The sequence below is a fragment of the Anabaena sp. AL09 genome, assembly GCF_001672255.1.
GTDB classification, from domain to species: domain Bacteria; phylum Cyanobacteriota; class Cyanobacteriia; order Cyanobacteriales; family Nostocaceae; genus Dolichospermum; species Dolichospermum lemmermannii.
In genome coordinates, this window is the sequence record NZ_LJOQ01000074.1 from 42,021 (window position 1) to 58,063 (window position 16,043).

At 38.1% G+C, this 16,043-nt stretch carries 11 protein-coding genes and 1 tRNA gene; 3 read left to right on the plus strand and 9 right to left on the minus strand.

All coding sequences use genetic code 11. From position 1 onward, the window contains the following. Positions 1 to 313 precede the first annotated feature (313 nt). The 5 genes from AN490_RS14065 to AN490_RS14085 form a co-directional block, all read right to left on the minus strand. A complete protein-coding gene (locus tag AN490_RS14065; RefSeq protein ID WP_300004359.1) occupies positions 314 to 1,093 on the minus strand; it encodes a hypothetical protein in 780 nt (259 codons plus the stop codon). A 119-nt stretch (positions 1,094 to 1,212) separates the two neighbouring features. Continuing rightward, entirely contained in the window at positions 1,213 to 1,461 is a 249-nt protein-coding gene (locus tag AN490_RS14070; protein ID WP_300004362.1) for a DUF4926 domain-containing protein, read from the minus strand. A gap of 22 nt (positions 1,462 to 1,483) precedes the next feature. Then, positions 1,484 to 2,131: a DUF6883 domain-containing protein gene (locus AN490_RS14075; RefSeq protein ID WP_300004365.1), complete on the minus strand. Its 648-nt coding sequence runs from the start codon at positions 2,129 to 2,131 to the stop codon at positions 1,484 to 1,486. Between the two features lie 129 nt (positions 2,132 to 2,260). After that, positions 2,261 to 5,122: an aminomethyl-transferring glycine dehydrogenase gene (gcvP, locus tag AN490_RS14080; protein ID WP_300004368.1), complete on the minus strand. Its 2,862-nt coding sequence runs from the start codon at positions 5,120 to 5,122 to the stop codon at positions 2,261 to 2,263. A gap of 132 nt (positions 5,123 to 5,254) precedes the next feature. Continuing rightward, on the minus strand, positions 5,255 to 6,157 hold the full coding sequence (locus tag AN490_RS14085; RefSeq protein WP_300004371.1) for a rhodanese-related sulfurtransferase: 903 nt from the start codon (positions 6,155 to 6,157) through the stop codon (positions 5,255 to 5,257). Positions 6,158 to 6,236: 79 nt separating this feature from the next. Between AN490_RS14085 and AN490_RS14090 the strand changes: the two genes are divergently transcribed. Further along, positions 6,237 to 6,309 (plus strand) — tRNA-Ala (locus AN490_RS14090). 47 nt (positions 6,310 to 6,356) lie between these two features. On the opposite strand, the gene AN490_RS14095 is transcribed toward AN490_RS14090, so the two are convergent. Continuing rightward, entirely contained in the window at positions 6,357 to 7,010 is a 654-nt protein-coding gene (locus tag AN490_RS14095; RefSeq protein ID WP_300004374.1) for a DUF938 domain-containing protein, read from the minus strand. Positions 7,011 to 7,082: 72 nt separating this feature from the next. Between AN490_RS14095 and AN490_RS14100 the strand changes: the two genes are divergently transcribed. Further along, complete coding sequence (locus AN490_RS14100; protein ID WP_300004377.1) at positions 7,083 to 8,492, plus strand: 1-acyl-sn-glycerol-3-phosphate acyltransferase; 1,410 nt, start codon at positions 7,083 to 7,085, stop codon at positions 8,490 to 8,492. 93 nt (positions 8,493 to 8,585) lie between these two features. Here the strand turns inward: AN490_RS14100 and AN490_RS14105 are convergent, their stop codons facing one another. From AN490_RS14105 to AN490_RS14115, 3 genes are all read right to left on the minus strand, one after another. Further along, complete coding sequence (locus AN490_RS14105; RefSeq protein ID WP_300004380.1) at positions 8,586 to 9,014, minus strand: type II toxin-antitoxin system VapC family toxin; 429 nt, start codon at positions 9,012 to 9,014, stop codon at positions 8,586 to 8,588. Further along, the gene (locus AN490_RS14110; RefSeq protein ID WP_300004383.1) at positions 9,011 to 10,987 is read right to left on the minus strand and encodes a DUF4209 domain-containing protein; all 1,977 of its coding nucleotides are present in this window, start codon (positions 10,985 to 10,987) and stop codon (positions 9,011 to 9,013) included. The genes AN490_RS14105 and AN490_RS14110 overlap by 4 nt, the downstream gene beginning before the upstream one ends. Positions 10,988 to 11,428: 441 nt before the next feature. Then, a complete protein-coding gene (locus AN490_RS14115; RefSeq protein ID WP_300004386.1) occupies positions 11,429 to 14,455 on the minus strand; it encodes a valine--tRNA ligase in 3,027 nt (1,008 codons plus the stop codon). A 540-nt stretch (positions 14,456 to 14,995) separates the two neighbouring features. On the opposite strand from AN490_RS14115, the gene AN490_RS14120 reads away from it, so the two are divergent. Further along, entirely contained in the window at positions 14,996 to 15,925 is a 930-nt protein-coding gene (locus tag AN490_RS14120) for a UDP-glucuronic acid decarboxylase family protein (protein ID WP_015081118.1), read from the plus strand. Positions 15,926 to 16,043: the final 118 nt, after the last annotated feature.

The window sequence follows — 16,043 nt, forward strand, 5'->3', positions numbered from 1 at the left end:
AATAGATAAGTTATCAGTTAAATTATCCGCTGTTAATTCTTGACTATTACTGTAACTGGATTTTATAATCTTCAAATCTTCACAGACAATTCATCAATAACAATCCTGTACATCCTAAAATCCTGGACATCCTGATTCAGACAATTACAATTTCAGCATCCCACCAACAACTTACAAATCACAATCCTGTAAATCCTAAAATCCTGGACATCCTGATTCTGACAAAAAATATGAACTCAGATATTTTAATTATGTTGGGTTGCGTTCCTTAATCTAAGCTAGAAGATGAGCGATCGCATTAAAGTTGTTGTAGTCAAAAAGGCCAGCGCGGGTCATTAGGGTTTAATTCCCCATCAGCAACTAGTCCTGCTAGATATCCAAACTCCGCATCGTCATCATCATTACTATATTCATAATCCTTCTTATTGCCATCATCACTATGATTTATCCTATTCAGAAAATCCTGATATACTTCTTCAAATTCTTTAGGAGTTAAAACTATCTCCTCATTTTTTAATTCCTTAATATAACTATCTTCTTGTTGAAAATACTTTTCTTGAAAATACCTTCCCAAATCAATTATCTTTTGTTTAGGTTCTGAGCAGGGGAAAACTGTAAAAAATTTATTGAGAGTTGTGAGCATCTCCATTAATGTTGATATACTCTCTCTTTTATCATTACTGTATGATTGGGACTGATGATCATCTTGACCCAAAGCTAAATTTAAAAATTTTCTCAACTGCTCGCTATTCTGGTTGTTATTTATATTTTCAATATTCCAATTACCCCTCTTGACTAAATCTTGTTCATGAGAATTGTTTATTTTGAATTCTAGAAACCGTTTAGCTTTTGCTAGTCTGTCCTCTAAGGGATGAACCTTATCAAAAAATACACGAGGTATAACGACTGGTTTTTCTTGAAAGCTTGCACGACCATAATCTCTCAAAATTACGAATTTCTCAAAGTAAATTATATATAAATCATATTCATAGTCATAGTCATTATCTGAATAAGGACTTTCTTTTGTGTAAGTACGATATTCTGGATAAATCTCTACTTTGTCGTAACTAGGTAATATTTCAAGAATGTTCATTTTATTTTCTTATTGGTAAAGTTTTGTAGGTTGGTTAGAGCAACCGCAAAAGTCAACAGAGCTTATTATAAGGTGTTGGTTTTTCTTGAGTGAAACCAACCTACGTTTGCTACAGTTACTTATACTGTAACCATTTCCGGCACAAAGTTAGGTGATGTTGGATCAAAATGTAAAACCATAATTTGCTCTGGACGCAACCCAACAGATTCGTATGTTTGTCCATTACTATCGCTAAATTCTACTTCAAATGCAGAACCATCGGCTAATAATTCGACTATTGTACCTACTTGACCGCATGATAAGTTATATTCAGGTATATCAACGGTAAGTGCTATTACGTCTAGTAATTTGGGTATACTTTTACTCATTTTCTGTAACCTCCAGGTATTTTTATACTACAGGATAGCAGGACGTTAATCTTGGAATATCAGAATCAGGTTCAATAATCCAACCTGTACGAATAGTTGCACTTTTATTTTGCCATTCCAGAGTAAAGTCTATTGTGTAGCGTTGTCCAAATTTATCACGCCTATTCAAACTAACTTCTTGGGTTTTGACTTCTTCCAAAATTATCTGGCGTAATTCCTCAGCATTTCCAGCAGTCATACCCAAAATTGACAAAAAGAGACGAGCTTTATCTTTACCTTTAGGATGAGCTAAATTAAGTGAGTAATCACGAAGTTTGCGAATGTCAATGACTGCATTTTCAGCATTTGGAAGGAGATTAACTGAAGTTAATTTGATAATCTCTCCTAAAGTGAATCCTTTATCTTCAATTTTTTGGCGTAATTCAGGATATTCCATTAGCACAAAAATAATCTCTCTCAATACACGCTTTGTCTCCCATCCTTTTGATTTCCACAATTCCTCAGCTGTTTCTCTTTCAACAATACTTGCAAACTGCTCATAGAATTCAGCCTCACTAATCTCTTGTTGTTTAGCAAGTGTAGCATTAGCAACATTCAACACCTGCTTAATTTCCTGCAATAATTCATTCAGCTTTTGTTCTGGATCTGTCATTATTGTTAATATAACCATTTATTAACTTGCTCATTTCATTTTAACATAAATGCAGGCAGTCCGTAGCATTACCATCAGCGTAACGCACCATTTCAATCAAAAAATCAAAATGGTGCGTTAATGAAATGTAACGCACCCTACAATTAATTAACTATAAGCCTCCATCGGTAAACAAGAACAAACAAAATTCCTATCCCCAAAAGCTGCGTCAATTCTCCCCACACTTGGCCAGAACTTATATTCCTTATTCCAAGGTGCAGGATAAGCAGCTTGTTCACGGGAATAAGGATGTTTCCACTCACCAATAATCAAACTTTCCGCAGTGTGAGGGGCATTTTTCAAAAGATTATCGTGAATGTCCATTTTACCAGATTCAATTGCCGCAACTTCCTCACGAATCGCAATCAAAGCATCACAAAATCTATCTAATTCCTGTTTAGATTCACTTTCCGTTGGTTCTACCATAATTGTCCCAGCAACAGGCCAAGAAACAGTAGGTGCATGAAAACCATAATCCATTAACCGCTTCGCAACATCATCAATTTCAATCTGCGCTGATTTCTTCAAACTTCGCAAATCTAAAATACATTCATGTGCCACTAAACCATTTTTTCCCTGATACAAAACCGGATAATATGATTCCAATTTCTTAGCCATGTAATTAGCATTCAAAATGGCAATTTTGGTTGCTTCCGTCAACCCATCTGCACCCATCATGATAATATACATCCAAGAAATCACCAAAATACTTGCACTACCCCAAGGTGCAGCAGAAACAGCACCCAAATCACCACCCATTCTCACCACAGAATGTCCGGGTAAAAAGGGGACAAGGTGGGAAGCGACACCAATGGGACCCATACCGGGACCACCACCACCATGAGGAATACAGAAGGTTTTGTGTAAATTCAAATGACAGACATCTGCACCAATATCACCAGGACGACAAATACCTACTTGGGCATTCATATTAGCACCGTCCATGTAAACTTGTCCACCGTGACTATGAATTACCGCACAAATTTCTTGAATTGCTTCTTCAAATACCCCATGAGTTGATGGATATGTCACCATTAAAGCTGATAATTCCTGACTATGTTTTTCAGCTTTGGCTTTTAGATCTTCAACATCAATATTACCATGATCATCACAAGCAACTCCGACAACTTTCATTCCACACATTACCGCACTCGCGGGATTTGTACCATGTGCAGATTGCGGAATTAAACAAATATTTCTGTGTCCTTCTCCGCGACTTTGATGATATTCATGAATTACCAAAAGTCCCGCATATTCACCTTGAGAACCTGCATTTGGTTGTAAGGAAATTCCCGCAAAACCTGTGATTTCTCCTAACCATGCTTCTAGTTGTTGGAACAGGATTTGATAACCTCTAGTTTGAGAAATTGGCGCAAAAGGATGGATTTTCCCAAATTCCGCCCAAGTTACCGGAATCATTTCCGAAGTTGCGTTTAACTTCATGGTACAAGATCCCAAGGGAATCATTGAAGTTGTTAATGATAAATCCTTGCTTTCTAGTTGATGTAAATAACGTAATAATTCCGTTTCTGAATGGTAACGGTTAAAAACTGGATGGGTGAGATATTTACTTGTCCGTGATAATTGAGAATGAGAAATTGGTAATTCTTTCACAGTAAAAGGTAATTGATCTTTCAATGCGAAAATTTGCCAAAGGTCAATTAAATCTGTTTCTGTGGTAGTTTCATCTAAGGAAATACCCACAGTGGAATTATCAAAAATTCTCAAGTTGATATTTCTCTCATTCGCAGCGTCGAGAATTGCTTCTAATTTGGTATTTCCTAATTCTACCCGCAAGGTATCAAAGAAGTTTTCAGAACTGATTTTATAATCTAACTTTTTCAATCCTGCGGCTAAAGTTGCGGTAAGTTCATGGATATTTTGGGCGATCGCTCTCAGTCCGTCCGGTCCATGATAAACTGCATACATACTCGCCATCACTGCCAATAAAACCTGGGCTGTGCAGATATTACTGGTGGCTTTATCTCTGCGGATGTGCTGTTCACGGGTTTGCAACGCCAAACGTAAGGCAGGTTTACCATTCACATCTTTTGATACCCCCACAATGCGCCCTGGAACAAGCCGTTTATACTCTTCCTTCGTGGCAAAATAAGCAGCGTGTGGTCCCCCAAATCCCAAAGGAATTCCGAAGCGTTGGGTACTGCCTACGGCAATATCAGCCCCTAATTCACCGGGAGATGTAAGTAATAATAAGCTCAAAGGATCTGCGGCTACAGTCACCAATGCACCCTGAGCATGAGACTTTGTGATAAAATCGCAGTAATCGTAAATTGTCCCGTCGGTTGCGGGATATTGCAGAATCGCACCAAAGATAGTTTCGGAAAAATCAAAGGTTTGATGATCACCGATAATGATATTGATCCCTAAAGGTTTTGCGCGTGTTTGCAATACATCAATGGTTTGAGGATGACATTCACTAGACACAAAATAGTTATGGGATTTGTTTTTGCAGACACCATAACTCATACTCATAGCCTCTGCGGCTGCTGTCCCTTCATCAAGTAAAGAAGCGTTAGCAATTTCTAAACCCGTTAAGTCAATAATCATGGTTTGGAAATTTAACAACGCTCCCAAACGTCCTTGGGCAATTTCTGGCTGATAAGGGGTGTATGCTGTATACCAACCGGGATTTTCTAAGATGTTGCGTTGAATGACGGTAGGGGTAATACAGTCATAATATCCCATGCCGATAAATGAGCGATAAACTTGATTTTTATCCGCTATTTGCTTTAATTTCGCCAGTGCTGCATATTCGCTTTGCGCTGCTGGTAGATTTAGGGTTTGATGAAAACGAATTGCCTGTGGTACTGTTTTATCAATTAGGTCATCAAGGTTGGAAAGACCTAATATATCAAGCATTTGCTTGACATCATCAGGGTTTGGTCCAATGTGTCTTTGTGTAAAGTTGCTCAATGTGCTGGTTTGAGTGCGCGGGGGATTAGCTACCACAAATCGTTCTCCAAGGAGTTCTGTATTAATATATTGTAATGATCACTTTTGGATATTAGGGTTTTTTCTAAATTTTGTTTCGCGCAAAGGGGCAAAGGAGCAAAGACGCAAAGGAAGAAAGAAATCTGAAGTTTAAGTATTGGTTGAATTTATTGATTGGTAATGTTTCCATTTTTGCTGTAGTCGCTTTCTTTTTTCGGGTGTTAAGGTATGGAAACAGTGAGGACAGGAAATATTTTTTTCATATTCTGGGGAGGTTTTATCTGTTTCGGAAATGGGATATCCACAACAAAAGCATAATTCCTGATTTCCTGTTTCTAAGTTATGACTAACTGTGATTCTTTCATCAAAAATAAAACATTCTCCTTCCCATAAACTTTCTGTTTGGGGAATTTCTTCTAGATATTTGAGAATGCCTCCTTGGAGGTGATAAACTTCTTCAAAACCTTGAGAAAGTAAATAAGATGAGGCTTTTTCACAACGAATTCCTCCAGTACAAAACATGGCTACTTTTTGATGTTTTTTGGGATCAAGATGTTTTTGTACATATTCGGGAAAATCTCGAAATATTTGAGTTTGGGGATTTTCTGCACCTTTAAAAGTCCCAATGGTGACTTCATAATCATTGCGGGTATCAATGACTGTGACTTCTGGGTTAGAAATTAAATCATTCCAATCTTCAGGTTTTACATAAGTTCCTACTTTTTCCGCAGGGTTCACTTCTGGTAATCCCAAAGTCACAATTTCTGGCTTTAACCTAATTTTTAACCGTTCAAATGGGGGAATTTCTGTGTAAGATTCTTTATGTTCTAAATCTGCAAACCGCGAGTCATTGCGAAGAAAGGCTAAAACTGTGTCAATTTGCTGACGAGAACCAGCAATTGTGCCGTTAATTCCTTCCTGTGCTAGTAAGATAGTTCCTTTAATTCCTTGTAACTGACAAAAGGATAATAAGGCTGCTTGCAGTTCATTACAATCAGGTAGACTCACAAATTTATATAATGCAGCAACAACTGTCTGATTTTCTTGGTTCATAGTCTTGTCAAATTAATAATAATAGTTTATGATAGGATGGTTATGTAAAATTGACCCTTTTTACATAAAAAACAGACTTGGGGGTTTAGCTCAGTTGGTAGAGCGCCTGCTTTGCAAGCAGGATGTCAGCGGTTCGAGTCCGCTAACCTCCACTAATTATACATAACCAAACAGATAAATTCCTTTGCGTCTTTGCTCCTTAGCGTCTTTGCGCGAAACATAATTCATGTTTAAATACTAAGGAAAGGTTATTTGCTGGCATGGGGTGAGTTTGATGCAATGTCAGGTTTTGGGCTTCAGCAGCTTTTACTACATCTTCTAAATTACGCACTCCCCAGTCTGGATTCTGTGCTTGTAAAGACTCATCAAAATCAGCGTTACTGGGTGCGGTATGTTCTCCATTTTGTTTATAGGGACCATACAAGTAGAGTATACCACCAGGTGGCAGAATCCGTCCAGCCCCTGCCATTAGTCCTAAACAGGCTGACCAAGGGGAAATATGAATCATGTTAATATTGACAATGGCAGAAATAGGTGGTTGTGGTATTATCTCTTTTTCCACAGGCCAAATTGGTGAACTTGCATCTAAATCTAGGGGTGGCTGCATGGCTTTACAGGGAAAAAATTCAGTCCACGCGCTAATACTAGCACGCAGTTCTGGGTTAGGGTCGGAAGGTAGCCATTGTCGAGGTGCGAGGTGGTAGGAGAAAAATGTAGCGTGTTCACCTGTGCCACTGGCTATTTCTAAAATAGTCCCATGTTGAGGCAATATTTGTAAAAGCAATTCTAGAATCGGTTCGCGGTTGCGCTGGGTTGCGGGGGCAAATTTTCGCTGGTCTGCGGGTGTGTTCATTATGATTATGATAATTAAATTAGCAGCGATTTCTCAATTTTAGCTTTTTTCGCCATATCACAGGAGAACAACTTGCCTAAGTCTATTCATTCCACCCAACCTCCGCTTAAATTTATTCCTCAACGTCATAATCCCTTTATTGTTAAAATTGTATCTTGGTTTTTGCCTTTTATTTTGCGGGTGAGAACTAGACCTTGGCTACCTGCGGGTATTGTTAATGTTGAAGCTAAAAATGCGGAAGTATTAGCCAAGTTATACCACGATTTTCAAGCAGGTAAGGTCAGATTTTTAATTGCTTTTCGTCACCCCGAAGTGGAAGATCCTTTATCTATGTTATACCTGTTATCACGGATTGTTCCCAAGGTGGCAAGAGAAAAAGGAATTAGTCTCAAATACCCTGTTCACAGTCATTTTATGTATGAACGGGGAATGACGTTATGGGCGGGAAATTGGTTGGGATGGTTATTTTCTCGACTTGGTGGTGTGCCGATTCGTAGGGGAAGACGCGTAGATAGAAATGCTATCCAAATGGCCAGGGAATTATTTGCTAATGCAGAAATGCCGATTGCGATCGCTCCTGAAGGTGGTACAAATGGACATAGTAGTATAGTTAGTCCCTTAGAACCTGGTGTGGCACAGTTAGGTTTTTGGTGTGTGGAAGATCTAAAAAAAGCTAACCGCGAAGAACAGGTTTTTATTATTCCTATTGGCATTAAATATAGTTATGTTAATCCCCCTTGGCAAAAAATAGATTGGCTTTTATCTAAATTGGAAGCTGATAGCGGTTTACCTATGACGGAATTTAGTCAAACTGGGAAAGAACAACCAGAAATTTTATATCAGCGTGTTTTGCGTTTAGCTGAATATCTAATTTCGGAAATGGAGGAATTTTATCACCGTTTCTATCATCAAGATTTTCCAGAAATTATCAGTTCAGAAGTTCCTATAAATGAAGTGTTAATTACTAGATTACACCGTTTGATGGACACTGCTTTGAAAATTACGGAAAAGTATTTTAATCTTCAGTCTCAAGGTAATTTTATTGATAGATGTCGCCGTTTAGAAGATGCTGGTTGGAATTATATTTATCGAGATGATATTGCCGATATTCCCAGTTTACCACCTTTCAAACGTGGTCTAGCTGATTGGATAGCCCAAGAAGCCGATTTAAAAATGCAACACATGAGAATTGCTGAAAGTTTTGTGGCGGTTACTGCTAATTATATTCTCGAAAAACCCACGCCGGAAAGATTTGCCGAAACCCTTTTATTAATGTTTGATATGTTGTCTCGCATTCAGGATTCTACTTTACCAGGAAGACCACGTTTAGGTTTAAAACAATCCATGATTTCTGTTGGTGAACCGATTAATGTGAGTACAAGATGGGAAAATTGTCAAGGGAATAAACAAGCTTTGCGAAAGGGTGTTAGTGAGTTGACGCAGGATTTACAAGTGATGTTGGAGGGGTTGATTAAGGATTAAGTTCACGCAGAGGCGCAGAGGCACGCATGGAGAGGTTTTATTTGTGTCTTTGCGTGAAGTTTTAATTTATGAAAATAAGTTTTACAAAGATTATTATCGAGTCCAATCTTCGATAGTTAAATCAGGAACTTTGATAAAGTCTTTATAATTTTGAGTAACTACAATTGCTCGATTAACTAAAGCTATTGCAGCAATTCTTAAGTCTTGTGAACCGCTGTTAATTTTTTGCTGTCGTAACTTTTTATAACATTCACAAGCTGCTTCATTGAACTCCAATAAATTGAGGTTACAGAATAAATTTTGAGTCAGTTTTAGATTTCGATGAGCAGATGCTAATCCTTGTAGGTTTTGATGGCTATTACATTTATTGATAATAGCTAGTCTACCTTTTAATTGTTCTTCAAGCGTGATAGTTGTCACAAATATGTTAGAACTATCAACGGCTCTAACACGTTGAATGATTTGACTATTTTCATGTTGTAAAAGAGTCACAATATTAGTATCAAGAATATAGATACTCACGCTGCATGATTCTCCTCGACAAAAGCTTCCTCCGCAGCCATTTCTTCATCTAATTTATGCCGATTTGCAGTCATTTCTTTTTCAAATTCATCAAAAAATGGATCATCTTTGAACATACCAGCAAATTTGACTAAAGGGTTAGACTCTTCTACAATTTCTTCAGGTGTTAATATTTCCAAACCAAAACATAGACGTAATGTTACCCACCATAAGTAAGAAAAAATAGGACTTGAAAAGTCATTATCATTAATTAAACCATGAGCCATGCGATTTCTTAAATTTGACCCAGATTTCTCTATTAATAACCCCTGAAGATCAAAAAGTGTATTTTCATCAAAAATGGAAGTAATTTGTGGATATTTACTAGGGAAAAGAGTTGTATTTAAATTGTCCTCTTTTTGAATACCATTATTTTTGTTGTCAATTCCCGAAGTTATTGCTCCTCTATTAGAGAGTAGATAACGAACGGAGTTTTCAATTTGGGGAATTAAGATATGAGTAGAAGTAACAAAATCTCCTATTAATCCAGCATAAAGACCTTTTGCAAATAAATGTTCTCTTCCTGATGGTACAAAAGGGCTATTTGAAACTCGTGGAAGTAAGTCTGTCTCTTTGATTTTGTTTTCTTCCTTTTGTATTATATGTTCCGAAAAGATTTGATATCTAGCTGGTTCAATAAAAGCCTGAGCATAAATTTTTTGATATTCAGCAGCTTTTACATACATTTCAAACTTAATTGCTTCTTCCCCGTCATCAGAGTTAGTAATTTGACGCGCTACAACTTTACCCATCTCATTCATTTTTACTATTGGGAAAAAATGGGATAAACTAGCTGTTTCTTTTACGCTTTGTCGCAGTTCTGAAACTTTAGGTGGAGTTGCTAAAGAAGCCAAAGATAATAGTGCTTCTGGAAATTCTTTCCCTCTAACCTGTGATCTAGCTAATTCTACTTCTTCACTAATATTAAACTCAGAAGAAATTGTTATTAACTCATTAGATGACTTTTGCTGATACTCAAGAAGACGTTTATGAATTTCTTCTAATCTAGTGTTTATCGCTGCTCTTTCCTCTTCTGTACCTTGGCTTTTTAATCTTTCAAATGCTTCCAACGCTTTCTGTAAATCGCGTGATGCTTTTAGGTAAGGAAGTGGATGTTTAGTTAAAGAATCTTCAGCTTCCTTAATGTAAGTTTCAGCAGCAAGCATTCTCGCTGTATATGCCTTTTCTACATTTTTTTCAATGCGATGCCATCCTGCCTTAATTTCCCAGTAGTTTCTTGCTTTATCCCATTCTTTACTAGATTCTTGAAAAATTGCCCCTTTCTCAGCTAAAGCAGCATATTTAGCAGTATTTAAAAGTTGTTTTTTCCGCAAAAGATTTATGTTTTTTTCATCTTGTAAAAGCTCATGGAGCTTTATTGATAGCCATAATGAATCTTCTCCTTGGTAGCGATTTAAAACCTCGTCTATATATTCAATAACAATTTCTGGTTTATAATTAATTTTGCGTGCTAACCTAAGCGATCTTTCTATCCTATCAACACAGTGACTCCATTTTTGAGGGTCTTCTAATTGTTTAGCAGATTCTAAATAAGCCTCAACTGCTAACTGCGCCATTTGGTAGTTACCATTTTTCACCCACAGAATATCAGCTACTCGTGCCTGAAGTTCTGGATCTGATATTTCAGGTGCAATTTTAGTTAAAAAGTTTAAATATTCTTCCGCGAGGTTGCTAAAAACTTCACCAAAAAACTCATCGTTTAATTCTGGTTTGATTGCAGCACCGGTTACAAAGGCCAAAATTTCAAAAACAATCTGTTCTCTAATATTGACTGCTGCTTCTGCTTGCTTTGCCTTATTCCAGAAAGTCATGTGATAGCTAAGACATTCTTTTCTCTCGCTGCTATTAACCACTTCTTTCCAGCCAGAGTTAATAAAATCTTGTTTAGTGAGAGGGGGGTTTAGAGGTAACATAATTTAAATTTACTTGCTAATAAGTTTATTATGGGAAATATAGGAGAACTTAGGCGATTTAACGGCTATCCATATATTAACCCAATTTGCAAAAAATCGCTCACGACCTTAATCAAGAGTTGGTGATAAATATTACTTATATAGCTTAGAATAAATTAGTATCATAACAGTGATATACTGACTGAGAGCGATCGCTACACTTTACATTAGGCATAGCACATTCCCTTAACTGTAAGCTAATACTGGAGGGGTTGGTTAAGAATTAGTTTGGCGCAGATGTATAAACTTAATAACGTAATTGATATTGATCTAAAAAATCATTTTTATGTACTTGGGCAAGCCATAACATAATTTTTAGGTAATAGGTAATAGGTAATAGGTAATAGGTAATAGGTAATCTTCCCAATCACCAATCACCAATCACCAATCACCAATCACCATCTACGATAATGTCTCCAGACGTATGCGTAAAATTTCTGCTTGTTTTTGTGCTTCTACTAAAGTCTCTCTTGTAGTCTGTACTACATCTGCGGGGGCTTTATCCACAAATTTAGAATTGCTTAATCTCGCACTTAAAGATTGAGCTTCTGCTTCGGCTTTTTGTAAGCTTTTCTCCAGTTTCGCACGAACGACTTCAATATCTACAACTCCTTTTAAGGGAATTACTACCTGTACAGTCCCGATAACACCAGCAATAGAATTTTCTTTTTCCTGGAGTACGGTTGGTGGTAATTCTGGTTCAATTGGTGTTTCACTGGGTGGAAAGTATTTTGCAAATAACTCTTCTCTTGCTTCAGATTTGAGTAAATAGCGGATAATAAACCAACTAACATAACCCAAACCAACTATTTCAAAGCTAGTACCAAAAAAGGGAATATCTAACGCAGTATTTCCCACAAATATAGCTACTTTTAAGCTAATAAGGGCAACAACTATTAAAGCAATGATCTTGATTCCACCCCAATATTTATTATCTTCAGTTTTTGCAATCTCTTCGGGAATCACAACAGGATTAACATCAACAATTATTAAAGTTTCCACTTTGGCTAAATCTTGAATATAAGTCTGTCCCGCAGTGAGAATAAATCTTTCACTTGCGCTTTCACTTTGCAAATTTGCAGTAATTTTTACCCCTGGTTTAATATCTGCTTCTGCCCGTAAATTGCGAATTGTGCGAATTGTGCCAATTAATAAATCAAACTGTGTTTCCAAAGCTGAATCAATCAGATTATCATCGGCTTCAGGATATGCTTGTAAAGGTAAAAGTTCAGGATTTTCTGCGGGTTGTTGAGTGAGAGTTTGCCAAATTTCCTCAGTAATGTGAGGCATAAAGGGATGGAGTAATTTTAAAATCCCTTCTAAAATGTAGGCAATGATTTGTTGGGTAACTTTGCGAGATGTGGGTTCTGCATCTTTCTGTAATCTGGATTTAACTAATTCAATATACCAATCACAGAAATCACCCCAAATAAATTCATAAAGTCCTTTTGCTGCTTCCCCTAAACCATAATTATCAATGTCATGATTTGTTTGTTTAACAACTTGGTTAAAACGGGAAAGAATCCATCTATCACTTAATTCTGTGGGAACTGGTTGACCTAATTGGGCTGGAGTTTGTCCATCCAAATTCATCATCACAAATCTGGCAGCATTCCACAACTTATTGGCAAAATTGCGAGAAGCTTCGACAGAGATAGATTCATCTTTTTTACGGTCATATTCTAAACGAATATCTTGACCAGCCCCAGCTACTTCCTTAATTAAGGTATAGCGTAAAGCATCAGTTCCATATTTGGCAATCAACAATAAAGGATCAATTCCATTATTTGCCGATTTCGACATTTTCTTATTATTTTCATCTCGCACCAAACCATGAATGTACACAGTTTTAAACGGCATTTTTCCGGTAAAATGTGTTCCCATCATTGTCATTCTGGCGACCCAGAAAAAGATAATATCAAAACCAGTAACTAGGGTTGCTGTGGGGTAATATGCCGCTAAATCTTCGGTTTCTTCAGGCCAACCTAAAGTAGAAAATGGCCACAGTCCCGAAGAAAACCAAGTATCTAAAACATCGGGGTCTTGAACTAATTTCACATCTTCCCCAAATTGGACTTTGGCTTTTTCTAACGCTTCCTCTTCATTACGAGCGACAAAATAAGGTGTGGAATCGGTAATTTCTCCCTCAGTTTCGCTGACAGCATACCAAGCGGGGATTTGATGCCCCCACCACAACTGGCGAGAAATACACCAATCACGTAGATTTACTAACCAATCACGATAAACTTTAGACCAACGTTGAGGGACTATTTCCGGTGAATCTTGGGTATCGAGGAAATCTAAAGTTTTATCAGCCAGAGGGCGGATTTTTACAAACCATTGGGTAGAAAGCAGAGGTTCAACAGGGACTTTTCCGCGATCGCTATAAGGTACTGTATGTTTATATTCCTCAACTTTGACTAAAACGCCCTCAGCTTCTAAACGGGCTACTACATTTTTCCTAGCCACAAAGCGGTCTTGACCTTGGAACTCACCCGCATTTTCATTTAACGTGCCGTCCTTGTTCATAATATTAATGAACGGCAAATCATGACGTTTACCCATTTCAAAATCATTGGGGTCATGGGCTGGAGTCACTTTTACGCAACCTGTCCCAAAAGTCGCGTCCACCAATTCATCACCAATAATCGGGATTTCCCGGTTCATAATTGGTAAAGTCACGGTTTTCCCAATCAGGTGTTTATATCTGTCGTCATGGGGGTTAACAGCCACACCTGTATCACCTAACATGGTTTCGGGGCGAGTTGTCGCCACTTCCAGAAAGCCAGAACCGTCGCTGAGAGGATAACGGAAATACCACAGATTCCCATTTACCTCTTTGGGTTCGACTTCCAAATCAGACACCGCTGAACCAGAAGCAGGACACCAATTGACTAAATAATTACTACGATGAATTAATCCTTCTTCATGGAGGCGAATAAATGCTTCTAAAACAGATTTTGATAAACCTTCATCTAAAGTAAAGCGTTCCCGCGTCCAGTCTACGGACACCCCTAAGCGTTTTAACTGATTAATAATTGTGCCGCCGGATTCCGCTTTCCATTGCCAAGCCCGTTCTAGGAACTTTTCCCGCCCTAAATCATGGCGAGTTTTGCCCTCGGCTTTAAGTTGCTTTTCTAAAATCGTTTGCACGGCAATGCTGGCGTGGTCAGTTCCCGGTAGCCACAGGGTGTTCCGTCCTTTCATGCGGTGGTAACGCACCAGGGTGTCAATCAAAGCCCCCTCAAAGGCGTGACCCATGTGCAAACTGCCAGTCACGTTAGGTGGAGGGATAACGACGCAGTAAGGTTCGCCCTTGTGGTTGGGGTCAGCTTTGTAAACTTGGTTGTCTTCCCAGAATTTTTGCCATTTGGCTTCTGTGGAAAAGGCTTCGTAAAGACTGGGGAGATTAGGAATAGTTAAGGTCATGCTGGGAATGGTAAGTTTGTAAGGATTCTACTAAATTTTGCCACAGGGTTGAGAAACGTTGACATCTTGTGCTGAAATAGCCGTTACGGCTTATACCCCCTGTCAAAAAAAATTTCAGCTTGAAATTAGGGAGAAATCACCTTTAATTATGCCCAACGATACTAGCAATTTGGATGGGAGAGATTACCACTGAAATAATTAGGGATTTAAAACTGTATTTTTTTCTTTAAGATTTGATAAAACATTCTCTTAACAATACCTTGTCCATTTTCTGCTTTGTTGGGTGAAGCGACAGCGCAACCCAAGGCTCATGTTGGGTTTCATGTTTCAATCCAACCTACAAATCAAGGCTTTTTCCAATTTGGACAAGGTATTGCATAAGTAACCTATTCATTAGAGAATAAATTGCCAACAATTAGTATTAGTCTGACAAGACATACAATAAATTCTAGAAATCAACCTGCTTTTTTGTTATCAATGTGGATAATATAAAAAAGCATGACACGGATACGGAAAGTAGATGTTAGCAAAAGGGAAAATATGAGAATTTTAGTGACGGGTGGTGCAGGGTTTATTGGTTCTCATCTAATTGACCGACTCATGAATGATGGTCATGAAGTCATCTGCCTGGATAATTTCTATACAGGAAAGAAACACAATCTCCTCAAATGGTTAGATCATCATAATTTTGAACTGATCCGTCACGATATCACCGAACCAATTCGGTTAGAAGTGGATCAAGTTTATCATCTGGCTTGTCCGGCTTCTCCAGTGCATTATCAGTATAACCCAATTAAAACAGTTAAAACTAACGTTATTGGCACACTCAATATGTTGGGGTTAGCTAAACGAGTTAAAGCCAGATTTTTATTAGCTTCCACCAGCGAAGTCTACGGAGATCCAGAAGTTCATCCCCAAACTGAAGATTATCGAGGCAGCGTCAATCCCATTGGCATTCGCTCATGTTATGACGAAGGCAAGAGAATGGCCGAAACCTTAGCATTTGACTATTACAGAGAAAATAAAGTCGAGATTCGAGTCGCCAGAATATTCAATACTTATGGACCGAGAATGCTGGAAAATGATGGTCGCGTAGTCAGCAATTTTGTCGCGCAAGCATTACGAGGTGTGCCTTTAACTGTTTATGGTGAAGGTCAACAAACCCGGAGCTTTTGTTATGTTTCCGACTTGGTAAATGGACTAATGCGATTAATGAATGGTGAACATACCGGACCCATAAATTTGGGTAATCCTGATGAGTACACTATCTTGGAACTGGCGCAGGCTGTGCAAAACTTGATTAACCCAGATGCACAAATTAAATTTGAACCCCTACCTGCTGATGATCCCCGTCGTCGTCGTCCCGATATTACTAAGGCACAAACTTTGTTAGATTGGGAACCTACTATTCCTCTGCAAGACGGTTTAAAATTAATGATCGAAGATTTCCGTCAACGTTTTCAAAAGTAGTGGTTTAGTAATTCAAAACCAACAACCAACAACTGTACGGGCGAAGCATTTGGAGAACTATTTTTGGCAATGACCGATAATTTATCTTCCAAATGCTTCGCCCCTACTGACAACTGAC

Bases quoted from the DNA above. Each gene is read 5' to 3' on its own strand.
- AN490_RS14095 (WP_300004374.1), bottom strand. From the start codon at position 7,010: ATGAACACACCCGCAGACCAGCGAAAATTTGCCCCCGCAACCCAGCGC.
- AN490_RS14110 (WP_300004383.1), bottom strand. From the start codon at position 10,987: ATGTTACCTCTAAACCCCCCTCTCACTAAACAAGATTTTATTAACTCT.
- AN490_RS14115 (WP_300004386.1), bottom strand. From the start codon at position 14,455: ATGACCTTAACTATTCCTAATCTCCCCAGTCTTTACGAAGCCTTTTCC.
- AN490_RS14085 (WP_300004371.1), bottom strand. From the start codon at position 6,157: ATGAACCAAGAAAATCAGACAGTTGTTGCTGCATTATATAAATTTGTG.
- AN490_RS14065 (WP_300004359.1), bottom strand. From the start codon at position 1,093: ATGAACATTCTTGAAATATTACCTAGTTACGACAAAGTAGAGATTTAT.
- AN490_RS14120 (WP_015081118.1), top strand. From the start codon at position 14,996: ATGAGAATTTTAGTGACGGGTGGTGCAGGGTTTATTGGTTCTCATCTA.
- AN490_RS14075 (WP_300004365.1), bottom strand. From the start codon at position 2,131: ATGGTTATATTAACAATAATGACAGATCCAGAACAAAAGCTGAATGAA.
- AN490_RS14070 (WP_300004362.1), bottom strand. From the start codon at position 1,461: ATGAGTAAAAGTATACCCAAATTACTAGACGTAATAGCACTTACCGTT.